This is a genomic window from Burkholderia sp. SIMBA_051, from assembly GCF_046534915.1.
GTDB lineage: Bacteria > Pseudomonadota > Gammaproteobacteria > Burkholderiales > Burkholderiaceae > Burkholderia > Burkholderia ambifaria.
Window position 1 is genome coordinate 1 of sequence record NZ_JAWRXS010000727.1, and the last position, 244, is coordinate 244.

The 244-nt window shown below is 68.0% G+C and carries 1 pseudogene; it reads left to right on the forward strand.

Features of this window, described 5'->3' with window-relative positions:
- Positions 1-74 precede the first annotated feature (74 nt).
- Positions 75-244 (forward strand): annotated as a pseudogene (locus SB771_RS36365) (alkene reductase); the annotation flags it as partial.

Consider the following 244-nt stretch of genomic DNA (forward strand, 5'->3'; position numbering starts at 1 on the left):
GTGGGACTGAGCGCGCCCATCCGACGATCGACCCATGCGCGGCCAGCCGGCCGCGGCACTCAAAGGACACCAGCATGAACCACGACCCGCTGTTCCAACCGCTGCAATTCGGCGCGCTGACGCTGCCGAACCGTATCGTGATGCCGCCGATGACGCGCTCGCGCGCGACCCAGCCCGGCGACGAAGCGAACGAACTGATGGCCGAGTATTACGCGCAACGCGCGAGCGCCGGCCTGATCGTCAG